14 protein-coding genes and 1 pseudogene are annotated in these 18,866 nt (G+C 47.7%); 5 read left to right on the forward strand and 10 right to left on the reverse strand.

Annotated features, from left to right (window positions below):
* Window positions 1–16: 16 nt before the first annotated feature.
* Together AC6R1O_RS18490 and AC6R1O_RS18495 are read right to left on the reverse strand one after the other, a co-directional pair.
* Window positions 17–775: an ATP-binding cassette domain-containing protein gene (locus AC6R1O_RS18490; RefSeq protein WP_238851735.1), complete on the reverse strand. Its 759-nt coding sequence runs from the start codon at window positions 773–775 to the stop codon at window positions 17–19.
* 75 nt (window positions 776–850) lie between these two features.
* The gene (locus AC6R1O_RS18495) at window positions 851–2,155 is read right to left on the reverse strand and encodes an MATE family efflux transporter (protein WP_500633351.1); all 1,305 of its coding nucleotides are present in this window, start codon (window positions 2,153–2,155) and stop codon (window positions 851–853) included.
* 275 nt (window positions 2,156–2,430) lie between these two features.
* On the opposite strand from AC6R1O_RS18495, the pseudogene AC6R1O_RS18500 reads away from it, so the two are divergent.
* Window positions 2,431–3,615, forward strand: a pseudogene (locus AC6R1O_RS18500) (IS1634 family transposase); the annotation flags it as partial.
* A 775-nt stretch (window positions 3,616–4,390) separates the two neighbouring features.
* On the opposite strand, the gene eat reads toward AC6R1O_RS18500, so the two are convergent.
* Genes eat through AC6R1O_RS18515 form a run of 3 tightly spaced genes read right to left on the reverse strand, consistent with a single transcriptional unit; the run spans window position 4,391 to window position 8,082 of the window.
* On the reverse strand, window positions 4,391–5,791 hold the full coding sequence (gene eat / locus AC6R1O_RS18505) for an ethanolamine permease (protein WP_500657595.1): 1,401 nt from the start codon (window positions 5,789–5,791) through the stop codon (window positions 4,391–4,393).
* Between the two features lie 11 nt (window positions 5,792–5,802).
* A complete protein-coding gene (gene eutC, locus AC6R1O_RS18510; protein WP_500657596.1) occupies window positions 5,803–6,681 on the reverse strand; it encodes an ethanolamine ammonia-lyase subunit EutC in 879 nt (292 codons plus the stop codon).
* A 3-nt stretch (window positions 6,682–6,684) separates the two neighbouring features.
* Entirely contained in the window at window positions 6,685–8,082 is a 1,398-nt protein-coding gene (locus AC6R1O_RS18515; RefSeq protein ID WP_500633350.1) for an ethanolamine ammonia-lyase subunit EutB, read from the reverse strand.
* Window positions 8,083–8,294: 212 nt separating this feature from the next.
* Here AC6R1O_RS18515 and AC6R1O_RS18520 point away from each other — a divergent pair, with 212 nt between their 5' ends.
* Window positions 8,295–9,239 (forward strand): helix-turn-helix domain-containing protein, encoded by a 945-nt coding sequence (locus AC6R1O_RS18520; protein ID WP_500633349.1) that lies wholly within the window; start codon window positions 8,295–8,297, stop codon window positions 9,237–9,239.
* A gap of 42 nt (window positions 9,240–9,281) precedes the next feature.
* Here the strand turns inward: AC6R1O_RS18520 and AC6R1O_RS18525 are convergent, their stop codons facing one another.
* Window positions 9,282–10,319: a polysaccharide lyase family 7 protein gene (locus AC6R1O_RS18525; protein ID WP_500633348.1), complete on the reverse strand. Its 1,038-nt coding sequence runs from the start codon at window positions 10,317–10,319 to the stop codon at window positions 9,282–9,284.
* A gap of 360 nt (window positions 10,320–10,679) precedes the next feature.
* Between AC6R1O_RS18525 and AC6R1O_RS18530 the strand changes: the two genes are divergently transcribed.
* The 3 genes from AC6R1O_RS18530 (at window position 10,680) to AC6R1O_RS18540 (ending at window position 13,519) form a co-directional block, all read left to right on the forward strand.
* A complete protein-coding gene (locus AC6R1O_RS18530; RefSeq protein ID WP_334552255.1) occupies window positions 10,680–11,639 on the forward strand; it encodes a TRAP transporter substrate-binding protein in 960 nt (319 codons plus the stop codon).
* A 73-nt stretch (window positions 11,640–11,712) separates the two neighbouring features.
* A complete protein-coding gene (locus tag AC6R1O_RS18535) occupies window positions 11,713–12,210 on the forward strand; it encodes a TRAP transporter small permease (RefSeq protein WP_487903464.1) in 498 nt (165 codons plus the stop codon).
* Window positions 12,211–12,214: 4 nt separating this feature from the next.
* On the forward strand, window positions 12,215–13,519 hold the full coding sequence (locus AC6R1O_RS18540) for a TRAP transporter large permease (RefSeq protein ID WP_334552257.1): 1,305 nt from the start codon (window positions 12,215–12,217) through the stop codon (window positions 13,517–13,519).
* A 203-nt stretch (window positions 13,520–13,722) separates the two neighbouring features.
* On the opposite strand, the gene AC6R1O_RS18545 is transcribed toward AC6R1O_RS18540, so the two are convergent.
* The 4 genes from AC6R1O_RS18545 to AC6R1O_RS18560 form a co-directional block, all read right to left on the reverse strand.
* Window positions 13,723–15,192 carry an EAL domain-containing protein gene (locus AC6R1O_RS18545; RefSeq protein WP_500633347.1) on the reverse strand — a complete coding sequence of 490 codons (1,470 nt, stop codon included), beginning with the start codon at window positions 15,190–15,192 and terminating at the stop codon, window positions 13,723–13,725.
* A 96-nt stretch (window positions 15,193–15,288) separates the two neighbouring features.
* Window positions 15,289–15,762: a response regulator gene (locus tag AC6R1O_RS18550; protein ID WP_500633346.1), complete on the reverse strand. Its 474-nt coding sequence runs from the start codon at window positions 15,760–15,762 to the stop codon at window positions 15,289–15,291.
* Window positions 15,755–17,089: an ATP-binding protein gene (locus AC6R1O_RS18555; RefSeq protein ID WP_500633395.1), complete on the reverse strand. Its 1,335-nt coding sequence runs from the start codon at window positions 17,087–17,089 to the stop codon at window positions 15,755–15,757. The genes AC6R1O_RS18550 and AC6R1O_RS18555 overlap by 8 nt, the downstream gene beginning before the upstream one ends.
* Complete coding sequence (locus AC6R1O_RS18560) at window positions 17,079–18,497, reverse strand: SLC13 family permease (RefSeq protein ID WP_500633345.1); 1,419 nt, start codon at window positions 18,495–18,497, stop codon at window positions 17,079–17,081. Before AC6R1O_RS18560 ends, AC6R1O_RS18555 begins: the two co-directional genes overlap by 11 nt.
* Window positions 18,498–18,866: the final 369 nt, after the last annotated feature.

Genomic DNA, 18,866 nt, shown 5'->3' on the forward strand with positions numbered 1-18,866 from the left:
GGCTCCAAATACAGTGTTAAGGGAGTAACTTTGCTAATTGTTGGCAGAAAGGATGGTGACTTTGAGAAATGGCATGCCGCGGTTCGCCGTAAGCGACCACTCTGTTATCAGCAATCACCAGTATTTTATCGCATGCCAAAGCGGAATAGAGATCATGAGTTATCAGCAGTCCGCTGATGTCACGCCGTTTGACGCTAGTATGAAACAACTCGAGGATTTCAGCTTCAGTTATTGGATCAAGGGCGCTGGTTGGTTCATCAGCGATAATGAGATTCGAACTGCCGAGTAAAGCAATTGCGATACAAATTCTCTGCCGCTGACCACCAGAGAGTTGGCTTGGATATAAACTAAGTATCGAAACTGGCTCAACAAACCCTAATTGGGTGAGCAGAGTTAAGACTGTCTCTCTATTTGCTGAGTTTAACCGTGTTTTGTTACCAGTAAGAGCTAAACATAACTGTTGCTCTACTGATGCCAAAGGATTCAACGCTTTTAAAGCGTCTTGAAAAATAACGGCTGGACGTTGAAATACCGCGCGTTGCAGCATAGCTAGTCCGCTGACTTCCACTTCGTTTAGTTCGACGCTACCTTCAACACAAATGTCGGATGGCAAAAACCCTGCGACCGCTTTCGACAGCATGGACTTACCAATACCTGACGGCCCCATAATGGCAATAACTTCGCCTTCACACAGGTCGAAAGAGATATCACTGAAAAATATGCGCTTAGAATCAGCAAGGCAAAGTTTATTGACAGAAAGTATAGGTTGAGGCATCTAGGTAACAACACAATAATGTAATAATATAACATATCAATGTTACCACGAGAATCTAGCCAAGAGAACCTCACCTCATAAGCATTTTTGCTTAACTTGGTCAATATATGGCACTAATAAAACAAAACGCCCAACATAGAAAAGTGTAAAAGCTAGCCATAGTCCATGATTACCCCAATATTGCACAGAGATAAACTGAACGACCAAGAACACGACCAGTGTAAGAATGCTTGAGTTACGTACTGGTCGTGTCGTTCCCGTTCCGGTAAAGACCCCGTAGAAAGTAAGACCGTACCCCGCCACCAATGGGAAAACCAACAACCAAGGACTCATTTCCTGATAAAGCTCAATCAATTCAGGTAGCGTAGTAAACAACATCACAATCTGCTGTTTAAACAGCAATATGATAAGTGTTAGTACAATAACAAACACCGTTGTCCACTGAGTGTTTAACTTGATAACACTGTCGAGCAGAGATGGATTCTTTTGCCCTACCGCTTTTCCTGCAAAAACACTCGATGCGTTCGCAACACCATCGAACATGTAGCTGACAATAAAGGTCACTTGCATCAAGATCGCGTTAGTTGCTAACACATCAGAACCAAGTTGAGAGCCAACGCGCGCCATCATGTTAAAGAACACCAGAATACAAACGGTGCGAAGCAACAAATCCATATTCGAGGAGACAATCATTTTGAGGTCTTTGCTAGACATTTTTGTCATGCGAATATGATCAAATAGTGAAAATTGACAGGTTTTAACAACCAAAGCGGCACCAATTACGAACGTGGTAATTTGCGCGATCAGAGTGGCTATTGCTACACCAGCAATGCCCATATCGAAATAGACAACAAACAGGACATCAAGCACTATATTGAGCACATTACCAAACACCTGAGTGAACAGAGTGACTTTGGCTTTGGCTTGCCCCATTAACCAGCCAATGATGGTGTAGTTGAGTAGTACAAATGGCGCACCAAAAATCATAATGTCAAAGTAGGTCCTGGCATTTTTTCCCACGATGGCATCTGGCTCGATGATCCACTCTGCGCCTCGCCAAATCAGCGACTGTAAAGCAATAAAGAACAGCCCCACACACAAGGCAAGAACAAACGGACGAAATAAGCTACTCGCTTGATCTGTATGACAATTCTTACCCAGAGCCATCGCACTTTGCCCTGTTGTGCTTACGCGGAAGAAACCAAACAACCAATACAAGGTATTCATAATCACCGTGCCAACCGCTACTCCACCGAGAAGCTCTGAGACGCCTAATTGACCTATAACCGCTGTGTCTATCGCTCCCAACAAGGGTTGCGTAACGGTTGATACAATGAAAGGGAAGGCAATCTTGAAGTAGTCTTTATGAGTCAGGTTCATCTTTGATTCAGGAGTAAGCTAGTTTTCGAGGCAGCTATCATATTCGAACAAAGTATTAATATGAACCATAGGGGAAAATCATATTAATAGCATGTGTATAAACTCTTACTCTAAACCATAAAAGGCAGATAGGAGTCATCTAACCGTCATTCCGCAGCCAATTTCAGAATTAAAACAATGTGATCCAGTGATCGTTTACAGATGTTAGTGCCGTAGACCTCTTGACCGCGATCCCCAGTTTTGATCTATTACTGCTATTTAATGGTCACTTTATTATGTCTGCTGCTCAACCTGTCATTAAGCGCCTAGATCACTTAGGGCTAATTGCTGCTTTCTGTCATGAAATCGGTTTACCAGGCATTATTGATCGCATCATTCCCAAGTACTCGGATCACAACGTTTCGCATGGCGATGCGGTCTTAGCGATGATTCTCAATGGCCTTGGCTTTCACAGTAGAACGTTGCATATGTTCTCTGACTTCTTCGAGACAAAGCCTGTTGCCAAGTTGCTCGCTAAAGACATTGCAGCGCACCATTTAACTGACGATGTACTCGGACGTACTTTAGATGCTTTATATGAAGTAGATGTCTCCGCGCTTTATCAAGCGATTGCAGAGCATGTCGTTGATAAGCTAGGACTTAAAACAGACTCTGTCCACCTTGATATCACTAGCTTCCATGTCGATGGTGAATACGCCCAAGACGAAGATCTTAATGCCATCAAACTGGTAAAAGGTTACAGCCGAGACCACCGTCCAGAGCTAAATCAAGTGGTCCTTGAGCTGATTTGTGAAAACCAAGCAGGCCTACCTGTTTACATGCAAGCGCTTAGTGGCAACACCAATGATGCTAAGGCATTCTCAGAGGTCACTAAACGGCATATTCATTGCCTGAAGGCAGCTCAAAACAGTCGCTACTTCATCGCCGATGCCGCTCTATACACCGAAGAAAGCATTCGTTCACTGGATGAGCAACAACAGAAGTTTATTACGCGTGTTCCAATGACCATTAAGTCAGCCAAAGAAGCCTTAATGAACCTTGAGCCAGAGCACTTGAGCCGTATCGGTAATGGCTACTCGGGTTGCTGGGTTGACGCTGATTATGGCTCGGTATCTCAGAAGTGGCTGTTGATTCATAGTGAACAAGCAACCAAGCGAGAAGAGGTAACGTTCTATAAGAACTTAGACAAAAAGATCACCAAAGAGCAGAAAGCGCTGGGGCAACTAATGAAAAAGAAGTTTGCCTGCGCAGTGGATGCCGAGCAAGCAATGGGCGACTTCGCCAGCCAGTGTCATTTGCTTGGAATTGCACAATCAACCATCGTTAAAGAGCCAATCTATTCAGGTCGTGGTCGGCCGAAGAAAGACGAAAAGCCAACGGGATACCACTATTTGATAGATGCTACGCCTACGCCTTATACCGATCTAGAAAAAGTGGTAGGCTTCTTCTTTAGGACCACAACGGGCAGGTGACAATCAGGAGAAATTAGCTTTTGAGCGACCGCTGTACGCAAATTATCAACAGTAAAACTGCCAACCAAGAATCGAAAATGGCGCCGAAAAGGATACGCTATTATCGGCGACTGAAGTGTCGAAAAATTGAATAAATACTCACCATTGAAGTTTACCTTAGGCTGAGTTCTTAGCAGTGTCATAGGATTCGCTTCGCCGTAAAGTCGCTCTAGAATGTCGTCAGCAAACAGGTCCTTCAGCGCGATTTTCTTGAATTCTACGTTGTCAAAAAGTGCCGACTCAAAGCTCTTCAATTCCTTCATTGGGTTTTATCCTGTACAATTTAACAGCGATATAGATACTGTACAATTTACAGGCAACGGTGACCATTTGGTGTCCAAATTTTGTGACATTAGCGCTTAAACAGATTATATATATTCACCAAACCATTGAAATATATAACTTTGTTTTGATTAAATCCTAAATTCTTACCCTACTCCCGTAATTACTAAGTGCATACACATTCATTTTTTATTCACCTACAACAATCAACTTAATACTCAAAAATGCTCGGTGTCCATCTGGTGTCCAAAATGGTGGCTAAGTAAAAATTGTTTGGTGACCAAAACGGTGTCCAAACTGAAAGTTGTAGGACTCAATTTCGGTGTCCATGAAATATAGAAGGCTCCCCCTCGTCGCTGTAGCCGACGCAATCGCTCACATCGCCAGACGTAAAAAAGCCAAGCTAAATCCGCTTGGCTTTCATAGTATCTAAACTGTTTACTCAAGAGGCGGTCGATTCAAGCTCTTGTTCAGCAATCGAGAGCATGGCGAACTCTTCTTCTGCGGTACCCGCTACTAAGTTATTGCGGCTATAGAGACCATAGTAGGCACCACCAATCACGAACAAGCCGAGTGTCATCATAAAGGCAGAGGGATCAAACGCGTACACCCCTGTCATGGCAATCAGTGACAACACCAAACAGATCGTCGATGTGACCACACCGCCCGGTGTTTTGTATGGTCTTGGCAATTCGGGCTGTTTGACTCTAAGCAGAATATGACTGAGTGCCATCAGCGCATAGGACACGGTCGCACCCACTACCGCCATAGCGAGGATCAAATCGCCCTCTCCGGTTAATGACACCACAAAGCCAAAGATCCCTGGGAAGATTAACGCGCGAGAAGGGACTTTATTTTTGCTCGTCAGTGACAAGCTCTTCGGTAAATAACCGGCTCTGGACAAAGCAAACACCAGACGACTGTAGCCATAAATGATCGAAAAGAAAGACGCGACCAAACCGGCAAGCCCTAAGACGTTGACAATAGTGGCTATCGTCGGATTACCTGTCAGTTTAAGTGCATCTACCAGCGGAACTGCACTGCTACCAATCACGTTTGAGCCTACTGCGCCCGCCAGCAAAAGCACAACTAACGCCGCAGTAAACAGCAGAAATAACATCGCGCCTATGATGCCTTTAGGTACATCTTTCGCGGGGTCTTTAGCTTCTTCAGCAGCCAGTGGCACCCCTTCCACCGCGAGAAACAGCCACATTGCAAATGGCAACGCGGCCCAAACACCATACCAACCATAAGGCACCGCCTCTGTGGCTTGCGCGCTCGCAGGCGCAATATCGAATAGATTGCTGGCGTCAAAATGACCAATAAGCACGGCGGCGGTCAACAGGATGGCGAACACCGCAAGACCGCTGATCACCATCATCACTTTGAGTGCTTCGCCAACACCCGCTAGGTGCACAGCGATAAAGGCGGCATAAAAGAGTGCATAGACCCAAGGCCCATCAATCCCGATCAGTTCATTGACGGCAGACCCAATGAAAATGACAATGGCCGCTGGTGCCAACGCGTACTCAATCAAGACGGCAAGCCCGGTGATAAACCCACCCGTTGGGCCCATGGCTTGTCGTGCAAAACTGTAACCACCGCCTGCGGCTGGAATCGCGGCAGACATTTCCGCCAAAGAGAGGACTAGAGTTAAATACATGACCGCCATCGCGACAGCGGCAATCAGAAAACCGCCCCAACCCGCTTGGGCAATACCAAAGTTCCACCCTGCGAAATCTCCCGAGATCACATACGAGACCCCTAGTCCTGCTAATAGCACCCAACCGGCAGTGCCTCGTTTCAGTTGCCGTTTGGCAAGGTATTCTTGATGTTTAGACATAGTGATTCCCTTTACTGTTTTGAAATTAGAAAGTTTGATTGGTGTTGCTCGCCGAGCGTCATGCCATCTTGCTGCTCATCCATACTGGATCGGTCTTTGAGATTAACGCCTGTCAGCTTGAGCGAACGCGCTTCTTCAAGAAGATAACTGGCGCGAAAAGCAGCGTCGGAATAGTTCAAACCTTGCGGCCGAATGTTTGAGATGCAGTTTCGCTCAGAGTCTTTACTGCCCCGCTGGGCGCCCCAGGTGAGGTACATCCCCATGCTGTCCGGCGAAGTGAGCCCTGGGCGCTCACCAATCAGAACAACAACCATATTGGCATTGAGGCACTGGGCTACATCGTCACCGACTGCCACTCTTCCCTGCTCAACAATCGTGATGGGGGCGATGCGCCAAGGCGCGTTGTGTTGGCTGGTGAGTCTCACAAGCAGAGCCTCCAGCAGTGGCACTGCATGTCGCTGAATCGCTACCGATGAAAGGCCATCGGCCACAACGAAGGCCAAGTCATAAGCGTGTTGGTCATGTCGATGCTGCGCGATCACCTCCATGCTCTCTTTGCTCAGTTCACGGCCAAAGTCGGGCCTTTGCAAATATTCGAAGCGGTCGTTGGCTTTTGATTTCGCCACAATGGGCTCGCGTCCTATCTGGGAAGTCATTACGCTTGATTGAGTAATGTCCTGCGCCAGTTTGTTAATGTCGAGCGCGCAATGCACCGCATCCATCGCCTTGGCATGGTCAAAACTAAACGACAGCCATTCGTTGGTCGGCACACTACTCCCGCAGCGGCCGAGTGCAATGCGTGCGGAGGTGAAATCTTTCAGTTTCTGCCACGGATTCTCGACCACACTTTCTCGAGCAGGATGAGACTCAAATCTGATCACTTTACCCATCAACTACGCTCCCTGGATTCGATTCATTGCGTTGGAAAACGATTTCGCGACTTGATTACTGAGGCGCACACCGCTGACATCTTCAAAGATCTGCATCTCCATTAACCAACGTTCAAACTCTGGTGCGGGCTTTAGTCCGAGCACTTTTCGCGCATAAAGCGCATCGTGAAAAGAAGTCGTTTGATAGTTAAGCATGATGTCATCAGAGCCAGGGATCCCCATGATGAAGGAGCACTCAGCCACACCAAGTAGCGTCAGCAAGTTATCCATGTCGTTTTGATCCGCGTAAGCATGGTTGGTGTAACAGATGTCGCAACCCATCGGCAGCCCGAGCAGCTTGCCGCAAAAGTGATCTTCTAATCCGGCGCGAATGATTTGCTTCCCATCGAACAGGTACTCAGGACCGATAAAACCCACCACGGTATTCACCAGCAGCGGATCAAAATGACGGGCCACAGCGTAGGCGCGCGTCTCGCAAGTCTGCTGATCGACACCATGAAAGGCATTGGCCGACAGCGCCGTGCCCTGGCCTGTCTCAAAATACATGACATTGTTGCCCACTGTGCCTCGCTTTAGCGAGAGTGCGGCATCTTGAGCCTCTTTAAGAATATTGAGGTTAATACCAAACGTGTCATTGGTACCCTGCGTGCCGCCGATAGATTGAAAAACCAAATCAACCGGCGCGCCCATCTCAATCGCTTCGATGGTGTTGGTCACATGGGTCAGAACACAGGATTGAGTAGGAATCGCGTAATGTTGAATAACATCATCCATGAGGGTCATCAATTTAACCGCTTGCGGCACGTTGTCTGTCGCCGGATTGATACCGATCACCGCATCGCCATTGCCATACATCAAGCCATCGAAAATGGTCGCGGCGATCCCGTTGAGTGAATCTGTGGGATGGTTGGGCTGAAGGCGTGTGGATAGACGTTGGGGTAAGCCGATCGTGTTGCGAAACGCCGTCACCACCTCACACTTCTTCGCGACGAGAATCAAATCTTGATTGCGCATGATTTTGCTCACTGCCGCGACCATTTCAGGGGTTAGGCCAGGCCGAATGGCGGTCAAAGTGTGGCTATCGGCTTCATCACTCAACAACCAGTCTCTCAAGCCACCCACCGTCAGGTGAGCGAGCAACTTGAACGCCTCACGGTCGTGTGTATCGATGATCAAACGCGTGATTTCGTCGTCCTCATAAGGAATAAGAAGATCATCGAGAAATGTGCTCAGTGGCAAGTCCGCCAGCGTCATTTGCGCAATTGCGCGCTCGGTGGCGGATTCTGCTGCCACGCCAGCCAAACGATCGCCTGATCGCTCAGGTGTCGCTTTGGCCATCAGTTCCGTCAGTGAAGCAAAGGTATATACTGTCGTTCCTTGCTGCCGTCGATAAATCGCCATCCATTACCTCTTTTTGGCTATTGGTGCAGTTCTTGCTCTCTTCATCATTCCCAGTAAGAGAATGAACTCTTTAAGCGTGTGTTTAAGAGGAATGAAGCGAAAACTGTTCCAATCAACTATCAAGAATTGGCAATCTTTAACCCCTTTTTATTCAATGAGTTAATGATGGGCGCCCCACAATGGCGCAAAGTGGAGATTAGGAGTATTACAGGATGGATCTCGATACCCCAACCAGTGAACCAAACTTGTGCACTCGTCACTGTAATGATGCAAATCAGCAAGCAGGCCAATTGATTAACTGGCATCAAGAGTATGATCAACTCAGCGAGGGGAATTTTAGTGGGATGATACAAGAGCGACGGTTTCGTCATCTGCATGTGTTTCGTGAAGACAGCAATCGTTCACTTCGTCAGCAATGCTCGATTGAAGAAGGGATATGGCTAGGTCTCAGCGTTGAGGCTAGTGCGATTACTGTCAACCAGCGGCCAATGAATGCTTCTGATATTCTCGTGCGTGATAGCAACAGCGAGTTTGAACTCGTCACACCGCGAGATTATGCCATCTACGGTATCGTCGCTGACCAGTCAGTGCTTGATCATGTACTGTGTGAAACCGACCATCAAGGTTCCGGTCTCAACCCCGCATTACTTGGAATCACAGACGAGTCATCCGCCAATCTCCTCAGACGTTACCTCAGTGTCCTGCTCAATCCAGAAAGGCATGTATGGTCAGCGCACACTCATCAGCGATTATTGTGTGATTTCATTAGCGAATTACTATCTCGCAGCTCTGCGCCACCCCCTCGGGTGGCGGCCCCTCAGCAACAACGTCTTATCCAGAGCGCCATCGACTACGTCACTCAAGCGCCCTCTCATCGCCCCATCACCGTCAGTGATCTCTGCCAAGCGACACATGTCAGCCGAAGAACGTTACAATACGCCTTCGAGCACTATTGCCAGGTGTCACCCAAACAGTACATCAAGCGCGTCAGGCTCAATCAAGCAAGGCGTGCCCTACAGGCGCCATTCGAGGATGGTTCGATTTCAGACATCGCTTTTCGCTTTGGCTTTTATCATATGGGAGAATTTGGCCGTAGCTACCGTCAATTGTTTGGAGAGTCGCCGTCTGAGACGCGAATGAGTGGCACTCGTGACTGAGCACGGCGAACTCTTTACCTATCGAAACGCTGTCTATTAAGACTATTGGCCATTCAGTTTTAACTCTGTGAAGGTCACGCTGTTGTAATCACCGTTGAGTTTGTCCACGGCAAAATCACCCGTGCCCTCGCAACCCGGGCCCCATATTGGGTGACTATCCTGAACGCTACATTGACCATAGGCGCCTGCTTTAAAGTAGAACGCGTCTTTTGCGTAGCCGGTAGGTGAGTCCTTGTCATCAATCCCCTTACTCAAATCAATCTCATAAGTCACGGTGTCATGACGGTCCGTTTCAAACGTTAGAGACATGGTCGTTCCGTTAACTTCAATTTGATAACTGAATGACTCACCCAAGGCGATGCCTGCTTCACCAGGCTCGGCATCATTTTCCCAAGTGTTACCCCAGACTGGATAGGCGATGTCTTCTCTATTGGGATCGTCTTTGGCTAAATTTCGTTCATAGTTCCAGAATACTGAACCCATTTTATGATTTGGAAACTTCTTGTAGAAAATTTTGATCGGTTCGTTTCCGTGACCAAAACCTGTCTTGGCTTTGATTTGATCGTTGTCTTTTTCAGCGTGAATCTGCCCGACTACCACAGAATAGGCGGGATACTTATTTGGATACTTAGCATGAAGAGAGACATGATTAACCTTGAGCGTAGCTTCGAGTTTACCACCAATAGCACTGAACGATTCGGCGTCTGGATGGCTCGATAGTGCCCAGTTGTTTAAAGGATCATGCGTTCCGATGGCAAAGTTCGCACCTCTTGCCATTTGGCGCAACTCTGAACGAGCATTTTTAGAGTTTTTGGTGGTGATGGCTTTATTGTGCACTTCAAACACCAAATGCCCTTGGCTATCGAGATAGAAAAAGTCAGAGTGTGAATAACTCATCATCGCGACACCTTCAATCTCATCGACTCGGCCATCTTGGTTAATGTCTGAAGGAATGGTGATCTTCCAGTGGCGCATGTCGAACTTGTCTGCAGGGACGGGATAGTTCACACCATTATTGGCCACATCAGCAAACGTCGGTAAGGACAGAAGTAGCGATGTTGCCACTAACATTTGTTTCATTTTGACACTCCTTTTTGTGTTATTGTCCTACATGCTATCGATCAATTTTTATTCAAAAATAACCAAAAACTAAAAAACCAATGTAACTCACAGTATAAAGTTGCATTTTGCCACGCAGATCAAAATACCACCAAATCAGCCTAAATTACGCATTAAAGTAAAAAAAAAGTCCAAAAATGGTGATTTTAGCAACAATTAATATGAGTAAAATCACAATTCAGTTTAAATTCCACTCAATTATGCTGGCTTGCCGCACATATAAACTTTTGTGTCATTGTATTACAAATAATTCAAGAAAATACTGATGAGGAAGTTTGAAAGACGCTTCACTCTACCGACCAAAATAAAAAGGATGACAACATGAAACAGACGATTCTGACGGTGGCTGCCGCCTCGATGATCTTGGCTTTCGGTGCGCAAGCTCGAACGCTAACATTAGGTCACGCGATGAACCTAGAGAGCGCTGCCCATGCAGGGATGGAAATCTTTGCGGCGAAAGTGAAAGAAAAATCCAATGGCGAAATGGACGTGAAAATCTTTCCTAATGGCATGCTTGGGTCAGAGCGAGATCAAGCAGAGCAAGTCGTGACAGGCGCCATCGATATGGCGAAAATCAACGGATCGTTGGCTGAATCGTTTGAACCCACTTACAAAGCGATCTCTATCCCATTCTTGTTCCGTGATGCAGACCATATGCATACCTTTATGCGCAGTGAGACAGCACAGCAACTTCTCCAGTCTAGCGAAGGAAAAGGGTTCATCGGGCTCACACTGTATGATTCTGGTTCACGCAGTTTCTACAGCTCGAAACCCATTCAAACCCCCGACGATCTTGCTGGCCTCAAAGTCCGTGTTCCAGAATCTCCAACCATGATGGAAATGGTGAGACTGCTCGGTGCACGCGCGACGCCCGTTCCGTTTACGGAAGTGTATACCGCGCTTCAGCAAGGCGTAATTGATGCCGCAGAGAACAACATTTCCAGCTTAGTCGAAATGAAACACTCTGAAGTCGCGAAATACTATTCCATGGATCAACATATGATGACGCCTGATCTCATCATGATTTCAGAAGTGACATGGAGTAGCCTCAATGACGCTCAGAAAGCCATAGTCCGCGAAGCTGCCGCCGAATCGATGGAAGAAGAAATTAAGATCTGGGCTGATATCGACAGTAAGAACAAGAAGTTGGCCGAAACATTGGACGTAAAATTTGTTGAGGTCGACAAAGACAAGTTCCGCGAAAAAGTCGCACCGATGTTAGACAGTGCCAAGCAAGATCCTGTCTTAGGCACCTACATTGAAGCCATCCAAAAGCTCTGATTTCCCCTTAAAGTAACAAGCCCCACCATCGCGGTGGGGCTGCAACTTTGAATCATTGTAAATAGGAGTTTCAATGGTTTCTGCTCTTAACACGTTAAAAACGACGTTAGATAAAGTGATACTCATACTGTGTGGCGTGGCCATTATTAGTCTGGTCATTACTGTGACTTGGCAGGTGTTTAGTCGCTACGTACTTAACGATCCCAGTTCTTTTACTGATGAGCTTGCCCGGTACACCATGATATGGTTCGGTCTGCTGGGTGCCAGTTATCTGTTCGGTAAAAATGGCCATCTGGCCATCACCCTTTTTGTCGGTTCAGTGGGTCCTAAATACCAAAAATACTGCCATCTACTCATCAACTTGGTGTCGTGTGCCTTTATCTATCTTGCCATGATCAAAGGTGGCAGCCAGCTCATTGGTCGGACGATGCTGCAGTTTTCGCCTGCGCTACAGATCCCGATGGCTTATGTCTATTTCATTTTGCCGCTCTCAGGAGCGTTAATGCTGGTTTACCTTCTTCTCAACACCTTACTGCTCTTCAACCAACAAGAGCGACGCATTCAAGGGTAATGATATGGATATCTCTGTAGGTTTTTGGCTTTTATGCCTCTTTATCGTCATGATCAGCTTCAGTATTCCGATTGCGATCGCCATCGCAATGTCCTCACTGGTGATCATGTGTACTATCCTTCCTCCTCACGTGGCCTTCATGACCGCAGGTCAAAAGATTGTGACTGGCATTGATAGCTTCAGCTTGCTTGCCATTCCTTTTTTCATTTTGGCAGGGAACATCATGAATCGAGGTGGAATAGCCAACCGGTTGGTCGAGTTCGCAAAACTCTTGGTTGGAAAAATGCCCGGCTCGTTGTCACATGTGAATGTGATTGCCAATATGTTGTTTGGCTCGGTTTCCGGCTCAGCGGTCGCCGCGGCGGCAGCGGTAGGAAAAACACTAGAACCAGAGCTGGAAAAGGAAGGCTACGACAAATCGTTCGCTACCGCAGTGAATGTAGCGTCGTGTCCATCAGGCTTATTAATTCCACCCAGTAATTCATTGATCGTCTTCTCTGTCGTCAGTGGTGGTACGTCCATCGCGGCGCTGTTTATCGCCGGCTATGTGCCTGGCATTTTAATGGGCCTCAGCTGTATGGTTGTCGCCTACTTTATTGCCAAGAAAAAAGGTTATCGAACCTTGTCGCAACCAAAAACAGCGAGAGAAATTCTTACCATTACTTGGCGGGCAATACCGAGCTTGGGGTTGGTCGTGGTCGTCATTGGAGGGATTATAGGGGGAATCTTTACCGCCACTGAAGGCGCGTGTATCGCCGTTTTGTATTCGTTTTTCTTGTCATTATGTTATCGCACTCTAGGCGTTAAAGAGCTAAAAACCATCTGTGTGGAAACGGCTGAAATCACAGGGATTATGCTGTTCTTGATTGGTGCATCAACAATTATGTCTTGGGCGATGGCCTTCACCGGTTTGCCTAATCTTATCAGTGAATGGATGTTATCGATTTCGGACAACCCGATTATTATTTTCATCCTAATGAACGTGATTTTGCTCATCGTGGGGATGTTTATGGACTTAACCCCTGCCGTGCTCATCTTCACGCCAATATTTATGCCCATCGCAACTCAACTCGGTATGCACCCGATTCACTTTGCGATGATGATCATCTTCAACCTATGCATCGGGATAGCGACGCCCCCAGTAGGGACAGCGCTATTCGTCGGCTGCAGTGTCAGCGGCGCAAGGATAGAGAGCGTAATACGTGCAGTTTTGCCTTTTTGCGCGGTATTGATCATCACTCTCCTGCTCATCACCTTTGTCCCAGACATCAGTTTGGCCCTGCCCCGAGCATTCGGTTTGATTAACTGAGTTTAGCCCCCCGTCACGCCATGTAACGGGGGACTTTGCTATTCCCTAAAACCCACTACCAATATTAATATACAGAGCACTCTCTTCGTCACTAAACGCGACATCCATACCGAGATGCAAACCGTAGCGTCTGACAATTTTGTGCACTTGGTTTTGCCTCCTAGCTGAGTTAGACGCACTACATCCATTCAACCACGCCACAACTATAGATCTAACTGCCCAAGCGGCACAGGTTTACTGTACAGGTAGCCTTGGTGCAAGTTGACCCCTTGTGAGAGAAGGTAATCGGCTTGTTCCGCGTACTCAACCCCTTCGGCGATCATGGTCAGGTTGAGCGCTTTGGCTAGATTAATGATGGCGTTAAGCACTGGTGCGCTCACGCTGTCGACGCCGATGGTATCAACAAAGCACTTGTCAATTTTAAGCACATCGATTTTGGTCTGCTCCAACACCGCGAGTGAGGTTTGTCCAGTGCCAAAATCATCAATCAACACTTCGAGGCCTTTTTCGCGCAACTTTGCTATACCCTCCCGGGCTTGACCATCAAGCAATTGACGCTCGGTCACCTCTAAACCTAATACAATGTTGCGCTTTGCGAACTGGTCGTGATGATTCACCAAAAATAGTTGCTTCTCCGCTGAGGCAAAGTAACCCGGCGGGAAATTGATCCCTAAGTGGAACGGCGCATCAAAGTGGCGATCGCACCAATCATTCCATGCTTGCTTGACCACCACATCGGTCAACTCATTGATTAAGTCAAACTCCTCCATCACGGGAATAAACACATCCGGATAGATCAAACCTCGAGTGGGATGCTGCCAACGCACCAACGCTTCCACCCCGACCGTTCGACCACACGCCGCATCCACTTGCGGCTGATAATGGAGCACAAACTCATTGCGACGCAGTGCGAGCTTAATTTCTGCGTACATGCTGCGCTCTGCGCTCAGCTGAATTCTAAGTAAAAACACCGCGATATACAGCACGATTAACGCCAGTACTGCGAGACTCACGTAATACAGCGTGGTCTGTCGAATTAACTCGCTGCTCGCCTCGACGAGCATTCGATGGCCAAATTGACTGGACTCTATCGAATACACGAACCAACTGTTTGGGATACTCGCACCAGCAGGAGCAACTTTGCCGTTTACGATTAACACCGCCGTATTGATGTTCGGCTCCGTCAGATAGCCCAAACGTGCCCGCATAAAATCTCTATCCACCAGCGACACTGCGTGGTAGATCTCTCCATCAATCACACGTGAATTAATTACCGCTAGTGAGACATCCACAGAGTTAGGGAGCGGCACCACCTCAATGGTCTGATTTTCCACCGGTTCGGTCAGCGGAAACAACGCACTGGTGTTGCTCAATGATGAGCAGATCACTTGGCCATTGCGGAGGGTTTGCTGCTCTTCCACCTCACGTTCAAAGCGCATGTTTTGCTGAATAACATGACAGAGATTGGGCGCGATGAGTGCGGCGCGGTTTTCATCAAGAATACCGTTGATGATGCGCTCATAGGTGACCATGTAATGGTCACCGATATCTTGCAAGGTTTGGTGAATTTTTTGCGTAGCAAAGTAGACTGAGGCAACAAAAATCAACAGAGGCGGGATGACATACACCGCGAAGCGCGACGACGCTTTTTTAACCTGACGATATCCAACCATAGCCAACTCAACTTACTGTTTATAATAATATTATAAACATAACCTCAACATCGAGGTTATTCAATTTTCCTGTGCACTTTCACGCTTTGTTTGCGCCTAGCTGAGTCGTTTCAATACGATGGTTTGATCAAGCTGCTGATGAAAAGGTTGATAATCGAGTCCCATATCAAAGAGATACTCTGTCACCAAGCTTCGCACGCACCCTTGCAATTCCTTTGCGCTCCAAGGTTTTTCAAAATAGTGACTCACCCCGGCGGTGTTGATAGCGGTGATGGTGTCGGTGTGGGTCGCTTGTCCAGTGAGCAATACTTTCTTGGTGTACTTAAATCGGTGGTCATTGGTGATCTCGGTTAACAGTTCTACCCCTGTCATTCCAGGCATAACATGATCTGAGACCACGACTGCGATAAACTCGCCCTGTGCATCAAGCTCATCCATTAGCTCCAGCACTTCCTCACCAGATTCACAATCTAACACCGTGAGCCATTGGTTGAGTGGCTCTAAATCCTGAACGACCGCACTTAATACTTCTCGTTGGTCGTCAACACAAATGACATTCAGCTTATCCATTGCTCTCTCCTAACGGTAACTTAACGCGAAAAATGGTGCGTGAAGGATCGCTTTTGACCACCACACTACCGCCATTTTCGCTGACGATTCTTTTAACGATGGCAAGCCCAAGGCCCAAGCCAAACGATAGACCACCTTTTTTGGTGGTGAAATTGGGCTGAAAAATTTTGCGCCGGGTCGGCTCATCAATCTCTGGCCCATTGTTTGCGATGGTGACCAAAATCCTCTGGTTGACCACCTTAGTGTGTATCTCAATCATCGGGTCGTCTGTGCTGCGCATCGCATCACACGCGTTTTTGATGATGTTGCTCCATACCTGAACAAATTCGGTCGAGGTGCCTTGAATCCTTGGTAATTGAGCAGGCCGCAAGTGCACATTCACTCGGCGTAAATCACTTTGCAGCAACGCAAGGGCTTTGTTGAGGGTGTCGTTGATGTCGAGCAGCTCCAGCGGCTCAGTGTCCGTACGCCCAAGCTGCTTCACCGATTTAACGATGGCAACAGAATGGCGCGCAGCACTGCGCAAATCGTGCATACCCCGCCCCATCTGCCAATATTTGAGCGCAGAGTCGACATCGCTGAGCCACTCGCTTGGCACCTCATCACTGGCCAACGCACGTGCGAGCGCACTGGCGGTTTTGCTATCAACGTGATAGCGCTGCTCGATGTTTTTTGCCAAACGGCGAATCTCTCGTGACGAGATCATTTGCCCTTGCCGCAAGCCAAAATCAAAGTGCGCCTTATAAGCAGGTTTGACCTCAGAAAGCAGTTCACTCAGTTCTTGTTGCAGGCGCTCCGTTTTACTACTGACAACACCAATCGCATTGTTGAGTTCATGGGCGATCCCCGCAGCCAGTTGACCCAAGGTAGTCATCTGCTCGGCGGTATGCAGCTGTTGCAATGCTTTTTCTTTGGCTAGCGCTTCTTGGGTCGCTCGGTGCTGGCGGCGATTAAGTTCATTGACCATCACCGGCATAAACTGCGCATTGAGCGGCCCCAACCGTTCAGGCTCCACCGCTGCCGTGGTACGATCAATCCAAGCCAGTTTGACGTCCGTTTTGCTGATGACCGTTGAGGAGGCCATCCACGTCCCGGAGAAAAAACTGTGCACGCCAATGAAGGCACTTGGCCCAGCGGTAAACACCTTAATGCGTTTGCCTTTGGATTCGGATTCAACAAACCCCTCAAGCTCACCTTCTCGAACATAGTAGAGCCGATCGTTACTGCCATTTTGTTGCAAGATCACCTGATTCGCCGCCAAATCAATTTGGCGTTCTGGATCTGAAAAATAGTGACAAATCAGCTCGTCCACGACGTTATCCAACATAGCCGACAAGATTTAAAATCCACACCAACACAAAGCTCAGTAACACGCCCACCACGCCAAGAATCACCCCAACTTTTGCCATCTGGTTACTCTGTACGTGACCGGTTGCGTGTGCGAGCGCGTTGGGCGGCGTACTGATGGGAAGCGACATGCCAAGGGATGCAGCGAATGTCACCACAAGAATCAAGGTCACTTCACCGCCCAATGGCGCCAGTGACGTCATCGAGGTGCCAAGTGCGGCCATAATAGGCATCAACAAGTTGGCGGTGGCGGTATGAGACATGAAATTCGCCATCAACAAGCAGAGCATTGCGGCGCCAAACAGGACAACGTAAGGAGAGAAAGCATCAAACGGAATACTGTGAACAACACTTTGTGCTAATCCGGTTTTGTCCAGCGCGAGACCGAGCGCAATACCACCGGAAACGAGCCATAGGACATCCCAAGAGATCTTCTTCAAATCTTCTTTGTTGATGATGCCGGTGAGCGAGAAGATCGCGACCGGAATTAGCGCCACGGTGTAGGAGTTCATACCGTGGCTAGAGCCCATCAACCACAATACAATGGTCAAAGTGAATGTCGCGTACACTAAGATTGCTTTCGGCGTCTTGAGGAATTTTCCTTTGATCGACAATTCAATGCGTTGCTGCTGCGCGCGATAAAGGCTGTTCATTAACACCCATGCGAGCGCCATCATCACCACGACAAACGGCACACCAAATGCCATCCACTCACCAAAACTGATGCTGTTCTCCCCCACCAGATACTTCAACGCGATCGCGTTAGGCGGCGTACCGATTGGCGTACCGATGCCGCCGATATTGGCCGCGACCGGAATACAAAGTGCAAACGCCACACGCGCTGGATCTTTGGGGCCAAACAGCGCAATCACCGGCGTTAAGATCGATAGCATCATCGCGGTGGTGGCCGTGTTGGACATAAACATGGAAAAGATGCCCGTGATCAGCATTAACCCGAGCATCACATACTTAGGATCATGGCCAAACGGTTTGAGTAATACTCGTGCTAAGTTCACATCCAACCGGTATTTGGTTGCGGCCATCGCCAAGAAAAAACCACCCAAAAACAGCATGATAATTGGGCTTGCGAAGGTCGCCATAATGTCAGAGTAGTTGAGTAAGGTACCAAAGTGCGCCTCACCCTCATTGGCGCGAAACCAATAAATACCCTTGTTGGAAACCAGCAGTAATTCCAACACAATAATCACCACTGACGTGGCATAGATGGGGATCGGCTCAAATACCCAGCACAACGCAGCCAGTAAAAAAATCGCCGTTACACGTTGTTGTACTAGCGTAAATCCGTCAAACGGGAAAGCGGACAGAGGTAAGGCGAGAACGATCAGTGGAATCACGATCGGTATAATGAATTTCAAGTACTTTTGCATGACACAGCTCATCCTGAGAATAATTTCTCGCCGCAGTATCAGGCTTTAGAAAGCTGACGACCCTAGTGTCGGATCAATCTTTTTGCAACTATACCAATGAGTTATTTGGAATGTGATCTAGAGCTCACTTTTCACGTGCTACGCGACAACGTGACTGACATCAAGCGCTCAATGTGCTGTTATCCGTGCTCGCCAGAAAAAAACGTGCAGATTTAGCCACAATAAAATTAATTTCGTGACATTGGGGTGGTTAATTTAAAATTCAACAGCGATATTATTGCCATTTTTGCACATGTAAAATGACAAACGTGATATTTATCACATTTATGATTTCACGCAGAATACATTCCGTACAGAGAACAATTTCTC

It is taken from the genome of Vibrio sp. R11-SG3-ISO3-SZ, from assembly GCF_059834345.1.